The 939-nt window shown below is 68.2% G+C and carries 1 pseudogene; it reads right to left on the bottom strand.

Annotated features, from left to right (window positions below):
* Positions 1 to 24: 24 nt before the first annotated feature.
* Positions 25 to 939, bottom strand: a pseudogene (locus tag IF30_RS46165) (IS5 family transposase); the annotation flags it as partial.

Genomic DNA, 939 nt, shown 5'->3' with positions numbered 1-939 from the left:
GCTAGGGCCCGTGTGATGTTGTGATCAGCTGGGCGGTCGCACAAGGTCGTCTATCCAGATCATCGAGGCGCGGAGGTGAAGGCCTGCGAGGTAGCTCTCGGGCGTCTTGTCGAAGCGGGTGGCGATGCCCCGCCAGGCCTTCAGCTTGTTGATCAGGCGCTCGACGGTGTTCCGCTCTTTGTAGAGGTCGGGGTCGTGGTCGACGGGTCGGCCGCCCCTACTGCCCTGGCGTTTCCGGCTGGCGGTCTGGTCCTTCTTCTCCGGGATGACAGCCTTGATACTGCGTTTGCGCAGGTAGGCGCGGTTGGCGCGGGACGAGTAGGCCTTGTCTGCGGCGACCGCGCCGGGCCGGGTGCGGGGTCGTCCGACGGGCAGGCGCACACGCACCTTGGCGAGGACGGGGACGAACTGCGGGCTGTCGCCGGCCTGCCCCGCGGTCAGGACGAGCGCCAGTGGACGGCACCTGCGATCGGCGGCGAGATGGACCTTGCTGGTCAGACCGCCCCGGGATCTGCCGAGCAGGGCCTGTTTCAGGCGGAGTTCGCGTCGCCGTCGAATGCGTCTGCGTTCGTCCTGTCCGTTCTGTTCCTGCGGATCGCCCCTTTTTGGCGGGCTGTCTCCTGCTCGCGTGCGGCCTTCTCCAGGGTTTGCATGAGGTCCTCGTCGACGAGCATCCCGGCGGCGTCGTGGTGAGCGCGGACGGTCGTGGAGTCGACGCTGACCACCAGCGACAGGTCCGTCTTCCCCGCGCGGGCGGCCTCGGCGATCAGGCCTTCGAGCAGCGAGGTGAACACGCCGGCGTCCCGCCAGACCCGGAACCGACCGAAGACCGTGGACCAGGGCCCGAACTCCTCGGGCATCTCCCGCCACTGGGCACTGGAACGGAACCGCCAGATCACCCCCTCGAACTGATCACGAAGTCGTTCGGGGTACGGCCCA

It is taken from the genome of Streptomyces sp. NRRL S-350, from assembly GCF_000719705.1.
Classification (GTDB): Bacteria; Actinomycetota; Actinomycetes; order Streptomycetales; family Streptomycetaceae; genus Kitasatospora.
The sequence above is the reverse complement of the archived record's forward strand: the minus strand, read 5'-3'. Positions and strand labels throughout refer to the sequence as shown.